We start from the raw sequence: 280 nt of genomic DNA, 5'->3' as shown, positions 1-280 counted from the left end.
CGGGCGTCGTCTCGGGTTCGAAGATCATCATGCCGTTCGAGGCATACGGATCGGGAGCGTCGGAGGAGACCGGCCTCGTCAACTCGTGGATCAGCGCGTACTGCGCGTGGTTGGTGTCCTGGTACTCGTCCACGAGGATGTGCGTGAAACGGCGGCGATACTTGTCGGCGACCTGCGGGAAGGCGCGGAAGAGATAGACGGTCTGCGCGAGCAGGTCATCGAAGTCGAACGCGTTCGCCGCGCGCAGCTGGCGCTGATAGTCCTGGAAGATCCCGACGAA

1 protein-coding gene is annotated in these 280 nt (G+C 63.2%); it reads right to left on the bottom strand.

Annotated elements, in window-relative coordinates; all coding sequences use genetic code 11:
- A partial coding sequence (locus SB660_RS19995) for a UvrD-helicase domain-containing protein (protein ID WP_410584032.1) occupies positions 1-280 on the bottom strand: 280 nt, incomplete at both ends.

The sequence above is a fragment of the Bacillus sp. SIMBA_005 genome, assembly GCF_046535585.1.
GTDB classification, from domain to species: domain Bacteria; phylum Bacillota; class Bacilli; order Bacillales; family Bacillaceae; genus Bacillus; species Bacillus pumilus.
The sequence above is the reverse complement of the archived record's forward strand: the minus strand, read 5'-3'. Positions and strand labels throughout refer to the sequence as shown.